A 19,567-nucleotide genomic window follows, 5' to 3' on the forward strand; every position below is an offset into this window, starting at 1 on the left:
GCGCCCCATCCCCAAGCGACGGCCGCCGCGCGACCGCCCCGGTCGGGCTCACCTGCCCATCCAAGAACCGCATCTGCCCTTCCATCGTGGTGTTGGTCGGAGCTGACCCCATTCCGGAGGGGTGATGCTCGTGACGGAGCTCTTCGACAGTCGAGTTCAGTCCGCTCCGGATTTCGTCCGCCACCTGACGCCCGGCCGCCGCATCGTGCCCAGGCAACTGCGGCCACGCCTCATGCAGCATCGGCTCAACCAGTCGCGCCCGAGCCGCCTCCTGCCGCCCAGCGTCGTACGGGATCTCTTCCCGCAGCCGATTCCGTACGACGCCATCCGCAAGCCGGTCGAACTGCATCCCCACAGGCGTAGCTACAAGCTCACTCAACAACGCGTCCCGACTCTTGTTGAGCCCAGACGCCTGCGTGAGAAGACTGTCCGCAGCAGCATGCGTACCTTGCTGCGGGACGGGCGGCGGGAGGTCCGGATACCCCGCGCGCTGAGCAAAGGTTTCGAAGTCGGTGGTCACACGAACCTGTGTGATCCCTGTTGCCAGGGCGTCGGTATGGGGAGACGGTGTGGCGTTCGGCATGCTCGCCTGCGTCGACAGTTCCAGGACGGTGCGCAGAGCCTGAGCCTGGTTGGCTCGGTCGTGAGGAGCTGGACCAGCGAGGTAGGGAAGGACTCGCTCCGACGAGAGCGCGATCGCGCCGCTGTCGGAGTTGAGCTGACCCAGAGGGCCGCCTTCGGCTGCGTACAGCTCACCGTTCCACAGGTCCGCACTGCCGGGCCGCTGCTGTTGCGCCAGCCGATGCAGGCGGGAGAACTCCTGATGGACCTGCGAGTCGGGTGGTACCAGCTGATAGCGGGGCACGGTCAGCTACCCGAGCCGAAGGTTGGCGGCCGGATGTAGTCCATGAGCTGCTGGAGCGGCGCCGTGAGCGCCCGGATGTGGACTTCCTCGCTGGGGTCGGCGCGGTCGGCGATCTCCCAGATCCGATGATGCGCATCCGCGAGTGCGGCGTACCGGTCCTCGGGCGACGCGTCGGGGGAGGGGAGGGCGGCTTGGATCGCGACAGCTTCGTCGTACAGGGCGCTCAGCCTGGGCGGAGGCGGGAGCGGTTCGGCGAGTTTGTCTGCCAACCGCAAGGCCCACGTCTTGTCGTCGGAATCGGGCTCATCCGCGACGAGAGCGCGGAGCCGTTGCTGGGTAGGCCTCACGTCGTACGACGGATTCTCCCGCTGTTCGTAGCGCGCTTGCGTGAAGAGCGAGTTGATCTTGACGATGTCCATCACGGACGCACCCAGCGGCGACCTGCGAGCAGTCGGGTGGATCGCCGTACGCGGAAGTCGTCGAGGTCCATGGCAGAACGCTAGCCGGAAGCGGGGTTGCCGTGCCGCGAGTTATCCACAGCCTTGTGCGCGCATCAGTCATGGATCGGGCGCGCGGATGACTGGACCGTGCTCAAGGCTCAGACGGCGGCGTGCTTTGGGTCCGCACCAGTCGTCGACACGCGCTGTGAGTGACTGAATGGGGCTCAAGGCGGGTGGGGTGAGGGGGCGTTGACCGGCCGGTAGAGTTGGGGGAGTTGTTCGGTGCTCGCTAGAGGATGGACTTTGCCGTGTTCGACACGCTTTCCGATCGGTTGTCTGCTGCGTTCAAGAATCTGCGCGGCAAGGGCAAGCTGACCGATGCCGATATCGAAGCGACGACGCGGGAGATCCGGATCGCGCTGCTGGAGGCGGATGTCGCGCTGCCGGTGGTGAAGGACTTCATCGCGAAGATCCGGGAGCGGGCCAGCGGGGCGGACGTGCGCGGGGGGCTGAACCCGGCGCAGCAGGTGATCAAGATCGTGAACGAGGAGCTGGTCGGCATCCTCGGCGGGGAGACCCGTGAGCTGCGGATGTCCAAGCGGCCGCCGACCGTCATCATGCTGGCGGGTCTGCAGGGTGCGGGTAAGACGACGCTGGCCGGCAAGTTGGCCAAGTGGCTGAAGGAGACCAAGCACCAGACGCCGATCCTGGTCGCGGCCGACCTGCAGCGTCCGAACGCGGTCACGCAGCTTCAGGTGGTCGGTGAGCGGGCCGGGGTGCCGGTGTACGCGCCCGAGCCTGGCAACGGCGTCGGCGACCCGGTGGATGTGGCGCGGCGGGCGATGGAAGAGGCGCGCAGCAAGCAGTACAGCGTGGTGATCGTTGACACGGCCGGCCGGCTGGGTGTCGACGAGGAGCTGATGAAGCAGGCCGCGGACATCCGCGACGCGGTGAACCCGGACGAGATCCTGTTCGTCGTCGACGCGATGATCGGTCAGGACGCGGTGGTCACCGCGCAGGCCTTCCTCGACGGGGTCGGGTTCGACGGTGTCGTGCTGTCGAAGCTGGACGGTGACGCCCGCGGTGGTGCGGCGCTGTCGATCGCGCAGGTGACCGGCCGGCAGGTGATGTTCGCCAGCAACGGCGAGAAGCTCGAGGACTTCGACGTCTTCCACCCCGACCGGATGGCCTCGCGCATCCTCGGTATGGGTGACGTGATGAGCCTGATCGAGCAGGCCGAGCGGAGCTTCGACGCGGAGTCGGCGGCCAAGACAGCGGCCAAGCTGCAGAAGCGGGGCGGCAAGGACTTCACGCTGGACGACTTCCTCGCCCAGATGCAGTCGGTGCGCAAGATGGGTCCGCTGACCAAGATCTTCGGCATGCTGCCCGGTGCCAGCCAGTTCAAGGACCAGCTGGAGAACTTCGACGAACGTGAGATCGATCGCATCGAGGCGGTCATCCACTCGATGACGCCGGCCGAGCGGACCGACCCGAACATCATCAACGGCTCCCGCCGGGCCCGGATCGCGAAGGGTTCGGGGACCGAGGTCGCCACCGTCAGCGGTCTGGTCGAGCGGTTCTTCGAGGCCCGCAAGATGATGTCCGCGATGGCGTCCGGCAAGGGCATCCCGGGGATGCCCGGTATGCCGGGGATGCCTGGTGGTGGCGGCAAGAAGGCCAAGCAGCAGCAGGTGAAGAAGGCCAAGAAGCGCGGGTCGGGCAACCCGGCCAAGCGCGCCGGCGGCCCGGCGCAGCCGGAGGCGCCGGCCCCCGGTCAGCTGCCGGCCGCGTTCGGTGGCGGTGGCCAGAACGGCGGCGACTTCGAGCTGCCTGACGACTTGAAGAAAATGCTCGGCGGTCAGTGACAGGCGGTGACCGGAGCCGATCCCGCCCGATCGGACAACTGGTCACTGCAGGAAGTGACACCCCGTAACCCGTTGTCGATGATCCTCGGCCCGCTAAGATCGTCCCTACGCCCGGAGAAAGTCGAGTACTGCGGAAACGTCGAAGGACGGTTCGGATGAGGCAGCAGTTCAAGAACCTGGACACGTGGCGGGGAAAGCTCACCGCTACCTGGGTGTGCTTGGCTCCGCCCACGGCGATGGTCGCTGTGTTCGTGATCGGCGGTGTCACGTCGAACACGTTCATCGTGGACGCCCACGCCCTGGCCTCGCCACGCCCGGACTCGGTCTTCGACGACCTGGTCAGCAACGTCCCGAGCCAGCCCGGCGCGGACGGCAGCCTCCCGACCCAGGAGAAGTCGACCGTCACGGTCCCGGTCACCGGCAGCACGGACGGCAACGTCCCGCCGATCCCCGGCATCACCGGTGACGCGTCCGGCATCCCCGGCACCGTCCTGGCGGCGTACCAGAAGGTCGCGACCGACCTGGCCACCGCGAAGCCGAACTGCCACATCACCTGGCCGCTGCTGGCCGGGATCGGCAAGGTCGAGTCCGACCACGCGAACGCCGGCAAGGTCGAGACGAACGGCAACACCCGCGGCAAGATCCTCGGCCCGGTGCTGAACGGCGGCCCCGGGATGGCCGCCATCTCCGACACCGACCAGGGCCTGTACGACGGTGACAAGCAATGGGACCGCGCTGTCGGGCCGATGCAGTTCATTCCGGGGACCTGGAAGGCCTTCGGGGCGGACGGTAACGGCGACGGCGTCAAGGACCCGCACAACGTCTTCGACGCGGCTCGGGCTGCCGGTGACTACCTCTGCTCGGGTGGTTCCGACCTGTCCAACGCCCAGGGCCTGGTGCAGGCGGTGCTGCGCTACAACCACTCGATGGACTACGTCTCCACGGTGCTGCGCTGGATGCAGTCCTACAGCAAGCAGACCGTGAAGGTTCCGGACACCGACGGCGTGATCGACCCGCCGGACGACACCGGCAACGTCAACAACCCGACCCGGAACAACACCACGCCGACGCCCACGCCGACCCCGACGCCGACGGTCACCCCGACGACGCCGGCGCCGACCACGCCGAAGCCGTCGACGCCCAAGCCCAGTACGCCGAAGCCGTCGACCCCGAAGCCGAGCACGCCGAAGCCGCCGTGGACGCCGCCGACGACCCCCCGGCCGCCGACAACGCCGCCGACGACTCCGCCCACCACTCCGCCGACGACGCCGCCGGTGTGCAACACCCCGACGCCGACGCCGACGCCCACTCCGGAAGGCACTCCGTCGACCACGCCGGAGAGCACCCCGACCGGGCAGCAGGCGCAGGCCCAGGCCGACGACCCGGCGACCCCGCCGCCGTGCAGCACGCCGAACCCGACACCGGCCGCCGGGACCGAACAGGTCGCTCCGCAGCCCGGAAACTGACGGCGTACCAAGCCGTTGTCCTGCACGATTTCGTGCTACGCACTGCCTGTTCGTTCCGGTCAAGGCGCGCCAAGTAACTTTGCATCGACTTGATGTAACTTTCTGGCGCATCGGTCGTTGAGCCGACTATGCGCCTAACCCGTAGTGGAAACCGTCGGGTCAAAATAATCATCGCGTCACTGTGCACGGTCCCGCTCCTGGTCGGGGCGATCGTGACAGTGGCTTCGGGTGGGGCCGGTGCCTCCGGCCAGCTCGCGACGGACAGTCCGGTGGCTCCACAGCCTGGAGCCGGACTGAACAGCGGTGAGTTCGACGAACTGACGATGATCGTGCCGCAGCGTCCCGGAGTGGACGGCCGGCTCGGATCCGATAAACCTGCCCGTGCCGACGTGCCCGTCCAAGGGGCCACCGACGGCCGCTCGGTGGTCCGTCCCGGGCGTCCGGGGGCCGTCAACGGCATCCCGCGCGGGGTCTTCCCCGCCTACCGCCGCGCCACCGCGAATCTCGCCGTGATCCGGCCGAACTGTGGTCTCACCTGGCCGTTGCTGGCCGGGATCGGCAAGGTCGAGTCCGACCACGCCAGCGGCGGCCGGGTCGACGTGGCGGGCACCACCCGCGGCAAGATCTACGGCCCGATGCTGAACGGCAAGAACGGCAACGGCAAGATCCCCGACAGCGACCAGGGCAAGTTCGACGGCGACCGGGTCTGGGACCGCGCCGTCGGCCCGATGCAGATCATCCCGCAGGTGTGGGCCGTCTACGGTGCCAACGGCAACGGCGACGAATTCCGCAACCCGAACAACGTGTACGACGCGGTCACCACCGTGGCTGTCTACCTGTGCTCCGAGGGCGACGACCTGAAGCGCCCGCGGGATCTGGTCGAGTCCCTGCTGCGCTACCAGCACTCCAAGGACTTCGTCGCCACGGTGCTGAAGTGGATGCGCGTCTACAGCAAGAACGCCGTCCTGGTCCCGAACGAGAAGGGTGAGCTGTCGGTCCCGAAGCCGACCGGTAACGCCGAGCGCAAGGTCGACCCGCGCCAGGTCCCGGACGTGCCGGACGACACCAAGCCGACCCCGGTGCCGACGAAGAAGCCGACGACGACGCCGTCGACCACGCCGGATCCGGTGGAGGAGCCGACGAAGCCGCCGACGACGAAGCCGACCAAGCCGCCGACGACGCCGCGGCCGACGCCGACCCCGACGCCGACTCCCACGCCGACGCCGACCCCCACTCCGACCCCGACGCCGACTCCCACGCCGACGCCGTCGGAGACCCCGAGCGGTACGCCGTGTACGGCGGACCCGACCACCCCGACCTGTACTCCGGGCGGCGGCTCGCACGGGTGATCCCCCGCCGGATACGGTCGCCCTATGAGCGAATCCGGCGTACTACGGCTCGTCGGCACGGTGTTGCCGTCCGGTGAGCAGCAGGAGCTTCATCTCAGTGGCGGGCTGGTCGTCGACCGGCCTGCCACTGCTGATGTGACGACCGTCCACACCGGCGGCTGGATCATCCCGGGCCTCGTGGACGCGCACTGTCACATCGGCCTCGACACCCATGGTGGCGTCGACCGGGAGACCGCGGAGCTGCAGGCGATCGCCGACCGAGACGCGGGTGCGCTGCTAGTCCGCGATGCCGGTTCGCCGACCGACACCCGCTGGATCGACGACCGGCCGGATCTCCCGAAGATCATCCGGGCCGGTCGGCACATCGCCCGCTCGAAGCGCTACATCCGCAACTACGGCTGGGAGATCGAGCCCGAAGAGCTGGTCGCGTACGTCGAGCAGGAGGCCCTCCGCAGTGACGGCTGGGTGAAGCTGGTCGGCGACTGGATCGACCGCGACGCTGGTGACCTGACCCCGTGCTGGCCGGCTGAGGCGCTGAACGCGGCCATCGCTCGCGCCCACGAGCTCGGTGCCCGAGTCACCGCGCACGTCTTCGGTGAACACGCTCTGCCCGATCTCCTCGCGGCCGGGATCGACTGCATCGAGCACGGCACCGGTCTCGAACCAGACATGCTGGCGCAGATGGCCGAGCACCAGGTGGCCGTCGTACCGACGTTGATTCAGCTGGAGAACTTCCCGGAGTACGCCGATCAGGCCGCCGCGAAGTTCCCGGTCTACTCGGTGCACATGACCGACCTGTACGAGCGTCGGCTGCAGCGGCTCGCGGATGCGTTCGAGGCAGGCGTCCCCGTGTACGCCGGAACTGACGCGGGCGGCGTTCTCGGCCACGGACTGATCGCGAGTGAGATCCAGGCACTGACCGGGCTCGGGATGTCGGGGGAGCAGGCGCTGGCGGCGGGATCGTGGGCGGCCCGGGAGTGGCTCGGCGTTCCGAGCGCCCTGCAGCCCGGGGACCCGGCCGATCTGGTCGTCTACGACGAGGATCCTCGAGCGAATCCGGCCGTCCTGTCGCACCCGAAACTGATCGTCCTCCGTGGCAGAATCGCGTAACGAGGCGAATTCACGGGGTGATGGAAATAAGTTCACCTGAACACTGGTCAGAGTGGAATGTTTTCGCCTAGCGTGGCGGCTAGCTTGCACCCGGGACCACCGACCGCCCCTCGCTGGACCGGCCAAGGGAAGGAACCGCCCATGGGGAAAATCGCCCGAGTACCCGTGCCGAAACTCTCCGCTCTGCTGGCCGCGGCGGCTGCCGGAGCCCTCGCACTGAGTGCACTGCCGAGCAATGCCGCCGAGCCGGTGCAGCCGGTGCAGCCGGCCGTCACGACCGATATTTCGTCGGCGTTCACCGCCGCTTCCGCGAAGTACGACGTACCGCGAGAGGTTCTGGTCGCGGTCGGATATGCAGAGTCGCACCTGGAGGACCATGGTGGCCGGCCGAGCCAGTCCAACGGCTACGGCGTCATGCACCTGGTCAGCAACAACAAGAACCCCACGATGTCCGAGGCGGCCAAGCTGACCGGTCTGCCGGTCGAGAAGCTCGCCAAGGACATCCCCTCGAACATCCAAGGCGCCGCCGCGGTGCTCGACTCGTACGCCGATTCCGCAGGCCTGCAAGGGGATGCGCGCAAGGACAGCGGCCGTTGGTACGAGGCCGTCGCCAGGTACTCGCACTCCGCCGACGGCCCGACCGCCCGGCTCTACACCGACGAGGTCTTCCGGATCATCGGCGCGGGTGTGCAGGCCGAAGGCGTGACGGTCGCGCCGACCAAGGTCACCCCGCAGCGCGGCACGTACGCGAAGGTCGCCCCGCTCGGCACCCGGACGGAATCCTCGGTCGCCGCCGTCGACTACCCCGGCGCGATCTGGAACGCGGCCTGTAGCTGCAACTACACGGTCGGCCGGACGAAGGCGATCTCCGCGATCACCATCCACGTGACGCAGGGCTCGTACGCCGGGACGATCAGCTGGTTCAAGAACTCGGCGGCCCAGGTCAGCGCGCACTACGTGATCCGGTCCAGCGACGGACAGATCACGCAGATGGTGGCCGAGAAGGACAAGGCCTGGCACGTCGGCACCGAGAACCCCTACACGGTCGGCATCGAGCACGAGGGATTCGTCGACAACCCGTCGTGGTTCACCGACGCGATGTACAAGTCGTCGGCGGCCCTGGTCCGCAACATCGCCGACCGGCGTGGCATCCCGAAGGACCGGGCCCACATCAAGGGTCACAGCGAGTTCCCGAACCAGACGCACACCGACCCGGGCCCGAACTGGAACTGGACCTACTACATGCAGCTGGTGAACGGCGGCAACCCGAACCCGCCGACGTACAACTTCACCACCTACGGCAGCGGCGTCCGCGTCCGCGCGACGCCTCGTCTGAACGGCACCATCATCACCGAGCTCCCCGGCCCGACGCAGGTCTTCGTCACCTGCCAGGTCCAGGGCGACACCGTCACCGCTGAGGGGACCACCAACAACTGGTGGGCCAAGCTCCGCGACCAGGGCGGCTACATGACCAACATCTACATCTCCGACCCGAACCCGAAGCTTCCAGGGGTCCCGGTCTGCTGACCGCGATCGCGGGTGAAGCACTGCCGGGTGCTTTTCGCACCCGGCAGTGATCTTCTGGCGTGGAATGATCGCGGCGAATTCACGCCAACAGAAGGATGCCCATGGGGAAAATCGCCCGAGTACCCGTGTCCAGATTCTCCGCCCTGCTCGCCGCGGCCGCCGCCGGAGCTCTCGCCTTGAGCAGCCTGCCGAGCAACGCCGCCCAGCCGACGCAGCCTGGCCGCCCAGTCGACCTCTCGACGGCGTTCAGCAACGCCTCCACCAAGTACGACGTACCGCGTGAGGTGCTCGTCGGCATCGGATACGCCGAGACGCACCTCGACGGCCACAACGGGGAGCCGAGCCAGGCAGGCGGCTACGGCCTCATGCACCTCGTGAGCAACAACAAGAACCGCACGCTGTCCGACGCCGCCAAGCTGACCGGTCTGCCGGTCGAGAAGCTCGCCAAGGACGCCGCCTCGAATATTGAAGGTGCTGCCGCGGTCCTCGACTCGTACGCCGACGCGTCGGGTCTGCGGGGCGCTGCGCGCAAGGATGCCGGCCGCTGGTACGAGTCCGTCGCCAAGTACTCGCACTCCGCCGACGGACCCACTGCCCGGCTGTACACCGACGAGGTCTTCCGGATCATCGGCGCGGGTGTGCGGTTCGCGGGTGTGACGGTCGCGCCGAAGCGGGTCACTCCGCAGCTCGGCAGCTACGCGAAGGTCGCGCCGCTCGGCACCCAGGCGGCGTCCTCGGCCCAGGCCGTCGACTACCCCGGCGCGATCTGGAACCCGGCCTGCAGCTGCAACTACGACGTCGGCCGGTCCGTGCCGATCACCACGATCGTCATCCACGTCACCCAGGGCCAATACGCCGGGACGATCAGCTGGTTCAAGGATCCGCAGGCCAAGACCAGCGCCCATTACGTGGTCCGGTCCGACGACGGACAGGTCACCCAGATGGTGGCCGAGAAGGACAAGGCCTGGCACGCCCTCTCGGCGAACCCCTACTCGATCGGTATCGAGCACGAGGGATACGTCCATGACGCGACCTGGTTCACCAACTCGATGTACCGCGCGTCGGCCGCGCTGACCCGCAACATCGCCGACCGCCGGGGTATCCCGAAGGACCGGGACCACATCAAGGGGCACGTCGAGCTTCCGAACCAGACCCACACCGACCCTGGGCCGCACTGGAACTGGGACTACTACATGCAGCTGGTGAACGGCGGCAACCCGGCCCCGCTGCCGGATCCGCCGACCTGGAACTTCAGCACCTGGAGCGAGAACGTCAACGTCCGCAAGGGACCCCATCTGCGCGACGACAAAGTGACCGTCCTGCCCGGCCCGACGCGGGTCCAGGTCCTCTGCCAGATCCAGGGCGACACGGTCACCGCGGAGGGCACCACCAACAACTGGTGGTCCAAGCTCCGCGACCAGGGTGGCTACGTCAGCAACATCTACATCGCCCACCCAGATGCCAAGCTCCCCGGAATCGACATCTGCACGTCATAGCCGTTTCGTCCATGCCAGCCAGCTGGTGAAGAGACCCATCACCAGCCAGCCCGGCCAGCCCTGCAGACCCACAGTCATCGGGTCCAGGTTCTGGCCGGGCTCGCTGAGTTGCCATACCAGCCGGGTGCTCACGTTGCTGGCCACTGCGTGAGCCAGTACGGCGGGGAGCACGGAGCCCGACCGCAGCCGCAGCCAGCTGAAGATCGGCAGCATCACCAGACACGCGATCATGAAGCTTCCCACCGAGGCGAGTAGTGAGTGCCCCGGGTACTGCCCGCCCATGAGCAGCGTCGGCAGGTGCCAGAGCGCCATCAGAATCCCGGTCAGCACATACGCGGGCAGTAGCCCGTAGCGCCGCATCCGGGGGAGCAAGTACCCCTGCCAACCCAGCTCCTCGCCGTAGAAGAACGGCAGTCCGATGACCACCGTCAACGCCACCGCGCCGAGCCAGCCGAGCATCTGAGGCTCGAAGAGCCTGCTGAGGTCGAACTCGTAGCCCCCGGCCAGCCAGGCGACCACCAGCGAGGCCACAGTGAGTAGCAGCGGTACGGCGATCGCGAGCGCGCAATCGAGGAGTCCCTTGCGCCAGGGTCTGGGCAGGACCAGCCCGAGTGCGGCCCGGAGATCGGGCACCTTCACGACAGAGCGCAGCACGAACACAGCTGCCAAGGCGGGCGTGAGCATGCCGGCGAAGATGCACGCCGTCTCGAAGGTGCCCATGTGCGGCTGGGTTTCGGTGCGTTCGAATCCACTCAGCAGCAGTGGCGACATGGCCAGCCACATCCCGCCGTACGCGAGCATGAGGTAGATGGGAAGATCTGCCTTGGATCGTCGGTTCACGAGAGTAGTCGTCATACAAGTCGACGCTAGAAACATCTAGGCCCGGTTACGATCCCGCCTACAGGTGTAGGAAGAGTAGAGCCTGCTGTACCGACCCAGCCGCCGTTGTACCGCATGATCGAGGTATGACGTGGACACGGCGGCTGGGCCGCGGGGGATCAGCAAGCAAGTTCCTACTGCTGCGGTCGTTCACTGCCAACGGCGAGCTCGTCCGAGCAGGCAAGTACCTGGACCGGTACGACGTGGCGCAGTTGCCGGCCGGCACGAAGAGGTCGTTCAAGCGGGGCCTGTGGCTCACGCTGGGCGTCCTGGCGTACATCCCGGAGCTGTTCGTCGTACTGTTCGGGATCTGCGCCGTACCGAGCGCACTGCTGACCACGGTGTTGTGGCAGTTCGGCGTCAACGACACCACTCTGCTGGGCGTCACCCTCGACAGCTGGTGGGATGTAGTCCGGCTTGCACCGCTGCAGATCCTGCTGGGGTTGGGGCTGCTGGGCTGGGTGACGCCAGCGCTGGCTCGTGGCCACGCCAAGACGGTGCTGAAGGTGCTGGCGCCCACAGCCGACCAGCTGGAGGCGGCTCGCCTCAACCAGCGGGTGGAGGAGCTGACGCGCACCCGGGCCGGTGCGGTGGACTCACACGGCGCAGAGCTGCGCCGGATCGAGAGAGATCTGCATGACGGCACGCAAGCCCAGTTGGTGTCGCTGGCGATGCGCATCGGCATCGCCAAGCAGGTGATGGCCGATGACCCGGAGAAGGCGGCCAAGCTGCTCGACGATGCTCGCGATGGCGCCGAACAAGCCATGCACGAGCTACGCGGCGTACTGCGCACTATGTACCCACCGATCCTTCAGGACCGCGGTCTGGCCGGTGCGGTCTCCGCACTCGCCGCTCGCTGCCCACTGCCGGTGGAGCTGCGGGTGGCGGAGCTCGGCCAGGTCCCAGCCCCAGTAGAGGCCGCTGCGTACTTCGTCGTCGCGGAGTCCCTCACCAACGTCACCAAGCACTCCGCAGCCGGCCGGGTCGACCTGGTGCTGGAGCGCCGCGGCACTGAGCTCTACCTGGAGATCACCGACGACGGAATCGGTGGCGCGCGCATCAACGAACAGTCCGACCTGCTGGGCCGGGGGAGCGGGCTGCATGGCATGCTCCACCGGGTAGAAGCGATCGACGGCCATCTGGAACTGCGGAGCCCGATCGGCGGACCCACCACGATCGAGGTCAGCTTTCCGTGCGAGTGATCATCCTTGAGGACAACCCGATCCTGGCCGAGGGGCTCGGTCTGCTGCTGAGCAATTCGGGGTTCGAAGTGGCGGCGGTCGCCGCCGATGTGGACGGTTTCGAGCAGGCGCTGGCCGACCACCAGGTCGATATCGCCATCGTCGATGTACGGTTGCCGCCCACCTTCACCGACGAGGGTCTGCGCGCCGCCATCAAGGCGCGCAGTGAGCGACCGGCCTTTCCGGTGCTGGTCTTTTCCCAGTACGTCGAGGAGATCTACGCGGCCGAACTTCTCGCGGCCGGCAGCGAAGGTGTCGGGTATCTGCTCAAGGATCGGGTGTCCCGCGTCGACGAGTTCCTCGAGGCGGTACGGCGGGTTGCGGCGGGCGGCACGGTGCTCGACCCGGAAGTGGTCAGCCAGCTGATGGTGAAGAAGAGCAATCCGCTCGACCGCCTCACTCCGCGGGAGCAGGAAGTCCTCGCCCTGATGGCCGAAGGACTCGGCAACACCGCGATCGCGACGAAGCTCGTCGTCTCCGAAGGTGCTGTCCACAAACACGTTGGAAACGTTTTCCTCAAACTGGACCTGCCGGTGTCCGATTCCGGCCACCGCCGCGTGCTGGCGGTTCTGGCCTACTTGGGACTCTGACGCATGCGGTCTTGACGACCGGTGCAACGTACGCCACTCTCAACCAGAGAGCGCTCTCACACCCACCGAAACCGCCCCTAGGTGAGGGAGAGAACAATGAAGGTTTTCCTGACGGCTGTGCTGGCAGTGAGCGCGATCAGCGTTCCCGGTCAGCTCGCCGGCCAAGCCGTTGCCACCGGCATCGACAAGCCGCTGACCGTTGCCGGTCAAGCCGAAGCGATGCAGAAGGACTTCGGCCTGACCGAGCAGCAGATGAACGCGCGGCTCAAGTCCGAGACCGATGCCGCCAAACTGCTGCCGACTGCCCAGAAGGCAGCCGGTGCAGAGTTCGGCGGTGCCTGGTACGACGCCGCCAAGCAGAAGCTGGTGGTCGGACTGGCCGGTTCGAGCCGCGTAGCCGCTGTGCAGGCGACTGGTGTCGAAACGGTTGCCGTGCCGAAGACTGCCGCCGTACTGGCCAAGCAGAAGGATGCCGTCGACAAGCTGGCCGGGAAGGCTGTGCCGGCTGCGGTCAGCGGCTGGTCAGCCGATCCGAAGACCGGCAGCGTCGTCATCAATGTCCAAGCAGGTAAGCGATCCCAGGCCATCGACGCGTTCGTGGCCAAGGTCGGCAAGGCTGGTGCGGTGACCGTTCGCGAGGTGGCGTCGCAGGCGCCGCAGACGTTCGCGGCCGGCACTGTCGGCGGCGACCCGTACTACGTCAGCAACATCCGCTGCTCGATCGGCTTCTCCGTGCACGGCGGTTACGTCACCGCCGGCCACTGCGGCCGAAGCGGACGGGTCCGCGGCTGGGACGGTTCGGACCAGGGCGATTTCCGGGCCTGGTCCTTCCCTGGCAACGACTATGCCTGGGTCGCGACCGGCTATGGCTGGTGGACCGTTCCGGTCGTCCTCGGCTGGGGGAGCGGGGACAAGCTCGTCCGCGGATCGTGGGAAGCGCCGATCGGTTCGTCGGTCTGCCGCAGTGGCTCGACCACGCACTGGCACTGTGGCAACGTGACGGGCAAGAACGAGACCGTGAACTACGGCAACGGTCAGTTGTTCTACGGAGCAACGAAGACCAGTGTCTGCGCCGAGGGTGGCGACTCGGGCGGGTCGTTCATCACCGGTGACCAGGCGCAGGGCGTGACGTCCGGCGGCTGGGGTAACTGCAGCAGTGGTGGCGAGACCTGGTTCCAGCCGGTCAACGAGATTCTCCAGGCCTACGGTCTGACCCTGCACACTGCATAACGACAGATGGCCCGGATCCCCCGCGCAAGAAGGGGATCCGGGTCACCTGTTTCAGCACTCCGGTACGCCGGGGAGCTTCGCGTTCGGATCGTCGATGTAGATGTTGGTCATGTAGCCGGCCGGTGAGTTGAGCTTGGCCCACCAGTTGTTGGTGTACCCCTCGGCGTTCACGGTGTCACCCTGGATCTGGCACAGCACCCGGACCGAGGTCGGGCCGCCGAGAGTGGCCACCACGGAACCGTTCAGCCGCGGCGTGGACCGGACGTTGACACCGGACCCCCAGGTCATGAAGGGCTTTCCGGGTCCACCGCAACCGTTGTCGCTGGTCAGGTGGTAGCTGCCATAGGAGCCCGGGTAGGCGAGCCCGCTGCCGTTGATGACGATGTTCTGTCCCACACCGTTGAGCAGCTGCTCGTAGTGGATGTGCGGCCCGCTCGAGGCGCCGGTGGTGCCGGTGACCCCGATCTGCTGACCCTGCGAGACGGCTGCTCCGTTGGCCACCGAGTACGCGGACAGGTGGAAGTAGTACGTCTTCCACCCACCACCGTGCTCGATGCGGATCCAGTTGCCGGCTCCACCGGCCTGGTACTCCCGGTACGCCGTACCGCCCGCGGAGGCGAGGACCGGCGTACCGCCTGTCGTGCCTCCGTCGGAGCGGATGAAGTCGAGTGCGCGGCGGACCTCAGTGGAGTGGTGGCTGTAGGTCCAGCGTTGGCCACAAGGGAATGGGGCCTTGAAGTTCGGCGCTGCCTGCGCCTGCGTCGGTACGGCCACCAGGGTGGCGGCACCGAGCAGGATCGCGGCGAGAACTGCTACGAATTTTCTGGGCGGCATTTCTGCAGTGTCATGGTGAACAACAAACCATGCAAGACCCAGAGTAGTTAATAAATGTCAGAGCGTTTCTGTCGGCGCCTGCGGTAAGGGCTTGGCGTCTTCGCTCTTGGTGCTGCTGAGCGACTCGATCAGCTGCTTGGCCAGGGCGAACCCGGACCCACCCATCGTGATCGTCTTGACCAGGGTGTCCTCGATGCCCTGGGCACCGTTCAGGACGACCATGTTGCCGACCTTCTCGAACGAGCTCGCGGCCGCGCGAACGATCTCCGGGTAGGCCTCGGCGAGCTGCTGGGCCACAACCGCGTCGGTGTTGGTGGCCAGCGCCTCGGCGCGCGCCTTGATACCGGCCGCCTCGGCCATCGCCTTCGCCTGCACGGCGGCCGCCTCGGCCTTACCGTTCAGCTCGGTCGCCTTCGCCTGGGCCTCACCGCGCAGCGTGACCTCACGGGCGTTCGCCTCGGCGGACGCGATCTGCGCGTCGCGGGCCGCGTTGGCCAGCGTGCGCTGCTTGTAGGCCTCGGCGTCGGCCGGCTTCAGCACCGACGACTCCAGCTGCTTCTCGGCCAGCGACGCGTTCAGCTTGGCGGTCTCGGTCTCGGCGACGACAACCTGCTGGCGGGCCAGCGCCTCGGCCAGCGGGCCGGACTGCTGCGCCTTCGACCGCGCCTGGTCGACCTCAGCCTGGTAACCGGCCTGGGCGATCGAGCTCTGCCGTACGGCGGCCGCCTTGGCCGCCGCGGCAACCTGCTCGCGCTCGGTGGCTTCCTTGTCCCGCTCGGCCTGCGCGATCCGGGCTGCGGCCTCGACGGCAGCGGCCTGCGGGCGACCGAGGTTGCGGATGTAGCCGGACTCGTCGTCGATCTCCTGGATCTGCAGGGAATCGACCACCAGGCCGAGCTTCTCCATGTCACCGGCCAGCGAGCCGCGGATGTTCGTGGTCAGCGTCTCGCGGTCGTGCAGCATCTCCTCGACCGTGGTGGAACCGACGATCGCGCGCAGGTGACCGGCGAACAGTTCGTGGATCGTGCTCATGACCTGCTCGTCGCTCTGCTCCAGGAAGCGCCGGGCCGCGTTCGCGATCGAGCCGTAGTCGTCACCGACCTTGTACGCCGTGACGCCCTTGATGTGCAGCGGAATCCCTTGGCTGGACACGCACGTGACGGTCAGCGGAGTAGCCCGGATGTCGAGCGGCAGCCGCCGGACGGTCTGGAAGCCGGGGAGAACCGCGGTGCCGCGGCCGACGACGATCTTGAACCCGAGGGTCTCGTTGACCTGCTCCGAACTCGAATGCGCGCCGAGGCCGGAGATGATGAGTGCCTCGTTCGGTTCGGCGACCCGCCAGACCATCCGGAACAAGAGAAGTAGTACGACCAGGGCAATGGCGCCGCCGATCACGTACGTCCAGAACATTTCCCCTCCAGGGAACCAGAAGCTACAGAGCGCGAACTACAAGGCGCGGGCGACGTAGACCGAGCGGGGCGGGTCGTAGTCCACGACCACGACCTGCGCGCCGACCTCGATCTCCTCGTCGACCGCGGGGTAAGCGTAGAAGGCTTCGGTGGCACCACGGACCGGCAACATGACTTCGCCGACGATTCCTGGTGCGATCCGCCCGATCACGCGTCCCCGCTTGCCAACCATGACGCCCCTCCGACGTACCGCGCTTGCTCCTGGTTCCAGAGCTTAACCTCTGACCGCTCCTTCCGTTGCGCCCTTGATGAACTGGCGGGCGAAGACGATGAAGATCACGATGAGGGGCACCATCGCCATCAGTGCTCCGGTCATCACCATGCTGTAGTCGACACCGTGCGACCGGTTGAGACTGGACAGCGCGACCTGCAGAGTCAGGTGATCGGGGTTGGTCAGAACAACCAGCGGCCAGAAGTAGTCGTTCCAGGATCCGACGAAGGTGAAGATCCCGAGGAACGCCAGCGCCGGCCGGGCCGACGGCAGCGCCACATGCCGGTAGACACCGAGGAACCCGCAACCGTCCAGCGTGGCCGCTTCGACCAGCTCATCGTGGATCGAGCTCGAGAAGTACTGCCGCAACCAGAAGATGCCGAAGGCATTGGCCGCCGCCGGAATGATCAGTGCCTTCAGCGATCCGACCCAGCCGAACGCCGCCATCGTCTGGAACTGCGGGATCGCGCCGAGCTGAGCCGGCAGCAGCATCGTCGCCAGCAGGATCACGAACAGCGCGTTGCGTCCCGGGAACCTGTACTTCGCGAACGTGAACGCAGCCAGCGAATCGAAGAACAGCACCAGCAGCGTCGTCGCGACCGCCACCACCACCGTGTTCCCCATCGACTGGAAGAACGCAACGTTTGCCAGTACGGCCCGGACGTTGTCGTCGAGCTGTGAGCCGAGGGTGAACTTCGGTGGGAACCGGTAGATGTCGGCGGTGGTGTTCGTCGCCATCACCAGCGTCCAGTAGAACGGGAACAGGCTCAGGAGTCCGGCGATCGCCAGGACCACGTGCAGCGTCGCACCGCGCCAATGCCACCTCACTGCTTACCCCTTCCGCCGACCAGCTTCCAGTTGATCGCCGTGAACAGCAGTACGAGCATGAAGATGCTCAGGGCAATCGCTGCGGCGTACCCGTAGTCGTTGTTGAGGAAGGCCTGTTGGTAGAAGTACATGACGATCGTCAGGCCGCTCTGGCCGACACCGCCGCTGTTGCCGACCATCACCTGTGGCTCGGTGAACGTCTGCAGGCCGCCGATCGTGGCGGTGACGACGGTGAACAGTACGACGGGTCGCAGCTGCGGCAGCGTGATCGAGAAGAAGGTCCGGGTCGCGCCCGCACCGTCGACCTTGGCCGCCTCGTACTGTTCGCGGGGGATCGCCTGCAGTCCGGCCAGATAGATGATCGTGTTGTACCCGGCCCATTGCCACACGATCATCGTCGAGATCGCGATCTTGATGCCCCAGGGTTGGCCGAGCCAGTCCTGCGTCTCGATGCCGAGGGCCCGCAGACCGGAGTTGATCAGCCCGAAGTTCGTACTGAAGACGGCCGCGAAGAAGATCGCGGCCGCCACCAGGGACGTGATGTTCGGGATGAAGTAGGCGATCCGGTAGACGCTGGAGAACCGCACAGCGCTGTTCAGCATCACGGCCAGCACCAGCGCGATCGCCAGCGTCGGCACGGTGGACATGAAGAACAGCACGACCGTGTTCTTCAGTGCCAGCCAGAACGTGCTGTCCTCGATCAGGAACGCGAAGTTCTGCAGCCCGACGAACGTCCGTGGGCTGAACCCGTCCCACTTCTGGAAGCCGAGCAGGATCGTCGACGCCATCGGGTAGAGCCCGAAGATCAAGAACAGGATGTAGAACGGCGACAGCGCCAGGTAGAAGCGCCAGTAAGAGAGGATGCCGCGTTTCGTCACTGCACGCCCTGACGTTTGCCGATCTGCTTGGCCTTCTCGATCGCCTCGGCCCACGCCGCGTCGGAGGTCTTCTTACCGACCTGCACCAGCTTCAGTGCATCAGTGAACGGTACGGCGATCGCTGCGTCGAGCGGCGCTTCGTACGCGATCGGGATGTCCTTGGCGGCGGGTCCGAAGACGTCGATCGGCACCTGTCCACCGAAGAACGGATCGGCCGCCTTCAACTGTGGCTTGTCGTACGCCGCCGGTGTCGCCGGGAAGATCTGCGCGTCCGCGAACGCCTTGGCCTCGTTGTCCGGGCTGAGCATGTACTTGATCACCTCGAACGCGGCCTTCGGGTCGGCGGCGTTCTTGGTGATCGCCAGGAACGAGCCGCCGAAGTTCGCCGGACCGCCCGGCGTCGGCGCGACCCGCCACTTGCCGACACTCGTCTTCGCCGCTGCCTTGATGTCCAGCGCGACCCAGGCCGCGCCGACGACGGTCGGCACCGTGCCCTGGTCGAGGCCGGCGTTCCAGTCGTTCGTCCCGCCGAGGTTCTTGCCGTCGACCTTGAGCGTGATCGCCTTCACCGCGGTGTCCCACGCCTTACGGATGTGGTCCTGGTCGCCGATGAACTTGTTGTCCTTGTCGATATAGCGAGACGTGCCCTGGTTGACGATCGTGCCGTACATGTCGACCGCGTCGGCCACGATGAACGCCTTCGGGTTCTTCGCCTTCAGCTCGACCCCGGCCTGCAGGAAGTCGTCCCAGCTCTTCATCTGCGCGCCGACCGCGGCCGGGTCGCCCGGCAGTCCGCCGGCGGTGAAGACGTCCTCGCGGTAGAACAGCGCGGTCGGCCCGATGTCGATCGGGATGCCGAGCACCTTGCCGTCCAGCGTCGTTGCCTGCTTGACCTTCCACTCCAGGTACTGGCCGAGGAAGGCGTCGTCGGCACCGATCGTCTTCAGGTCCACGAACCGGCTGGCCTGCGGGAGCAGCGAGGCGATGTCCTCACCCTTGATCCCGGTGATGTCCGGGATCGACGTCCCGCCGCTGAACGTGGTCAGCAGCTTCTGCTTGAAGTCGCCGCCCACCTCGGAGAACTTGATGTGCTGGTCCGGGAAGTGCGCGATGGTGTCGTCCAGCACCGACTTGCCGAGCCCGCCCGGCCAGCACCACAGCGCGAGGTTGCCGGTGGCGTTCTTCTTGGCCGAGCCGGTGTCCATTCCGGACGAACAGGCGACGACGGTGCCACCGATCACGGCTGCGAGGCCCCCAGCGAGCAGCGTCCGACGTGACAGGTCCATTGG

Annotated in this window: 18 protein-coding genes; 9 read left to right on the plus strand and 9 right to left on the minus strand. The window is 66.9% G+C overall.

All coding sequences use genetic code 11. From position 1 onward, the window contains the following. Both E1263_RS23005 and E1263_RS23010 read right to left on the minus strand, forming a co-directional pair. The coding region (locus tag E1263_RS23005; protein WP_132170712.1) for a hypothetical protein at nt 1–865 on the minus strand (865 nt) is incomplete at its 3' end. 2 nt (nt 866–867) lie between these two features. Next, nucleotides 868–1,284, minus strand: coding sequence for a hypothetical protein (locus E1263_RS23010; RefSeq protein WP_132170714.1), 417 nt, complete (start codon nt 1,282–1,284; stop codon nt 868–870). A gap of 329 nt (nt 1,285–1,613) precedes the next feature. Here E1263_RS23010 and ffh point away from each other — a divergent pair, with 329 nt between their 5' ends. The 6 genes from ffh (at nt 1,614) to E1263_RS23040 (ending at nt 10,118) form a co-directional block, all read left to right on the plus strand. Beyond that, nucleotides 1,614–3,170 (plus strand): signal recognition particle protein, encoded by a 1,557-nt coding sequence (gene ffh, locus E1263_RS23015; RefSeq protein WP_132170716.1) that lies wholly within the window; start codon nt 1,614–1,616, stop codon nt 3,168–3,170. A 155-nt stretch (nt 3,171–3,325) separates the two neighbouring features. Continuing rightward, nucleotides 3,326–4,636, plus strand: a complete 1,311-nt coding sequence (locus E1263_RS23020; RefSeq protein ID WP_132170718.1) for a lytic transglycosylase domain-containing protein — start codon at nt 3,326–3,328, stop codon at nt 4,634–4,636. 212 nt (nt 4,637–4,848) lie between these two features. Continuing rightward, on the plus strand, nt 4,849–5,985 hold the full coding sequence (locus E1263_RS23025) for a lytic transglycosylase domain-containing protein (RefSeq protein WP_238161431.1): 1,137 nt from the start codon (nt 4,849–4,851) through the stop codon (nt 5,983–5,985). 24 nt (nt 5,986–6,009) lie between these two features. Next, on the plus strand, nt 6,010–7,095 hold the full coding sequence (locus E1263_RS23030; RefSeq protein WP_132170722.1) for an amidohydrolase family protein: 1,086 nt from the start codon (nt 6,010–6,012) through the stop codon (nt 7,093–7,095). 141 nt (nt 7,096–7,236) lie between these two features. Then, complete coding sequence (locus E1263_RS23035; protein WP_132170724.1) at nt 7,237–8,622, plus strand: N-acetylmuramoyl-L-alanine amidase; 1,386 nt, start codon at nt 7,237–7,239, stop codon at nt 8,620–8,622. A gap of 125 nt (nt 8,623–8,747) precedes the next feature. Then, on the plus strand, nt 8,748–10,118 hold the full coding sequence (locus E1263_RS23040; RefSeq protein ID WP_238161433.1) for an N-acetylmuramoyl-L-alanine amidase: 1,371 nt from the start codon (nt 8,748–8,750) through the stop codon (nt 10,116–10,118). On the opposite strand, the gene E1263_RS23045 is transcribed toward E1263_RS23040, so the two are convergent. Continuing rightward, on the minus strand, nt 10,113–10,973 hold the full coding sequence (locus E1263_RS23045) for a CPBP family intramembrane glutamic endopeptidase (protein ID WP_202869005.1): 861 nt from the start codon (nt 10,971–10,973) through the stop codon (nt 10,113–10,115). The two genes, E1263_RS23040 and E1263_RS23045, sit on opposite strands and share 6 nt — an antisense overlap. A gap of 110 nt (nt 10,974–11,083) precedes the next feature. Between E1263_RS23045 and E1263_RS23050 the strand changes: the two genes are divergently transcribed. The 3 genes from E1263_RS23050 to E1263_RS23060 all read left to right on the plus strand — a co-directional run bounded on the left by E1263_RS23050 (nt 11,084) and on the right by E1263_RS23060 (nt 14,058). Continuing rightward, on the plus strand, nt 11,084–12,199 hold the full coding sequence (locus tag E1263_RS23050) for a sensor histidine kinase (RefSeq protein ID WP_132170728.1): 1,116 nt from the start codon (nt 11,084–11,086) through the stop codon (nt 12,197–12,199). Beyond that, a complete protein-coding gene (locus tag E1263_RS23055) occupies nt 12,190–12,828 on the plus strand; it encodes a response regulator (RefSeq protein ID WP_132170730.1) in 639 nt (212 codons plus the stop codon). The genes E1263_RS23050 and E1263_RS23055 overlap by 10 nt, the downstream gene beginning before the upstream one ends. A 96-nt stretch (nt 12,829–12,924) precedes the next feature. Further along, entirely contained in the window at nt 12,925–14,058 is a 1,134-nt protein-coding gene (locus tag E1263_RS23060) for a S1 family peptidase (protein WP_132170732.1), read from the plus strand. Between the two features lie 51 nt (nt 14,059–14,109). Here the strand turns inward: E1263_RS23060 and E1263_RS23065 are convergent, their stop codons facing one another. Genes E1263_RS23065 through E1263_RS23090 form a run of 6 tightly spaced genes read right to left on the minus strand, consistent with a single transcriptional unit; the run spans nt 14,110 to nt 19,564 of the window. Continuing rightward, a complete protein-coding gene (locus tag E1263_RS23065) occupies nt 14,110–14,892 on the minus strand; it encodes a peptidoglycan DD-metalloendopeptidase family protein (protein ID WP_132170734.1) in 783 nt (260 codons plus the stop codon). Between the two features lie 57 nt (nt 14,893–14,949). Beyond that, nucleotides 14,950–16,302 carry an SPFH domain-containing protein gene (locus tag E1263_RS23070; protein ID WP_132170736.1) on the minus strand — a complete coding sequence of 451 codons (1,353 nt, stop codon included), beginning with the start codon at nt 16,300–16,302 and terminating at the stop codon, nt 14,950–14,952. Nucleotides 16,303–16,338: 36 nt separating this feature from the next. Beyond that, on the minus strand, nt 16,339–16,533 hold the full coding sequence (locus E1263_RS23075) for a hypothetical protein (protein ID WP_132170737.1): 195 nt from the start codon (nt 16,531–16,533) through the stop codon (nt 16,339–16,341). A 42-nt stretch (nt 16,534–16,575) separates the two neighbouring features. Beyond that, nucleotides 16,576–17,400 carry a carbohydrate ABC transporter permease gene (locus E1263_RS23080; protein ID WP_132170739.1) on the minus strand — a complete coding sequence of 275 codons (825 nt, stop codon included), beginning with the start codon at nt 17,398–17,400 and terminating at the stop codon, nt 16,576–16,578. Then, on the minus strand, nt 17,397–18,278 hold the full coding sequence (locus E1263_RS23085) for a carbohydrate ABC transporter permease (protein ID WP_238161436.1): 882 nt from the start codon (nt 18,276–18,278) through the stop codon (nt 17,397–17,399). Before E1263_RS23085 ends, E1263_RS23080 begins: the two co-directional genes overlap by 4 nt. Further along, entirely contained in the window at nt 18,275–19,564 is a 1,290-nt protein-coding gene (locus E1263_RS23090; protein ID WP_132170743.1) for an extracellular solute-binding protein, read from the minus strand. Before E1263_RS23090 ends, E1263_RS23085 begins: the two co-directional genes overlap by 4 nt. Between the last annotated feature and the right edge of the window lie 3 nt (nt 19,565–19,567).

The organism is Kribbella antibiotica, assembly GCF_004349055.1.
Lineage (GTDB): Bacteria > Actinomycetota > Actinomycetes > Propionibacteriales > Kribbellaceae > Kribbella > Kribbella antibiotica.

What these genes read in the sequence shown, in the direction of transcription:
- E1263_RS23075 (WP_132170737.1), bottom strand. Translation starts at nt 16,533, where the DNA reads ATGGTTGGCAAGCGGGGACGCGTGATCGGGCGGATCGCACCAGGAATC.
- E1263_RS23035 (WP_132170724.1), top strand. Translation starts at nt 7,237, where the DNA reads ATGGGGAAAATCGCCCGAGTACCCGTGCCGAAACTCTCCGCTCTGCTG.
- E1263_RS23010 (WP_132170714.1), bottom strand. Translation starts at nt 1,284, where the DNA reads ATGGACATCGTCAAGATCAACTCGCTCTTCACGCAAGCGCGCTACGAA.
- E1263_RS23065 (WP_132170734.1), bottom strand. Translation starts at nt 14,892, where the DNA reads ATGCCGCCCAGAAAATTCGTAGCAGTTCTCGCCGCGATCCTGCTCGGT.
- E1263_RS23070 (WP_132170736.1), bottom strand. Translation starts at nt 16,302, where the DNA reads ATGTTCTGGACGTACGTGATCGGCGGCGCCATTGCCCTGGTCGTACTA.
- E1263_RS23060 (WP_132170732.1), top strand. Translation starts at nt 12,925, where the DNA reads ATGAAGGTTTTCCTGACGGCTGTGCTGGCAGTGAGCGCGATCAGCGTT.
- E1263_RS23020 (WP_132170718.1), top strand. Translation starts at nt 3,326, where the DNA reads ATGAGGCAGCAGTTCAAGAACCTGGACACGTGGCGGGGAAAGCTCACC.
- E1263_RS23045 (WP_202869005.1), bottom strand. Translation starts at nt 10,973, where the DNA reads ATGACGACTACTCTCGTGAACCGACGATCCAAGGCAGATCTTCCCATC.
- E1263_RS23090 (WP_132170743.1), bottom strand. Translation starts at nt 19,564, where the DNA reads ATGGACCTGTCACGTCGGACGCTGCTCGCTGGGGGCCTCGCAGCCGTG.
- E1263_RS23050 (WP_132170728.1), top strand. Translation starts at nt 11,084, where the DNA reads ATGACGTGGACACGGCGGCTGGGCCGCGGGGGATCAGCAAGCAAGTTC.
- E1263_RS23030 (WP_132170722.1), top strand. Translation starts at nt 6,010, where the DNA reads ATGAGCGAATCCGGCGTACTACGGCTCGTCGGCACGGTGTTGCCGTCC.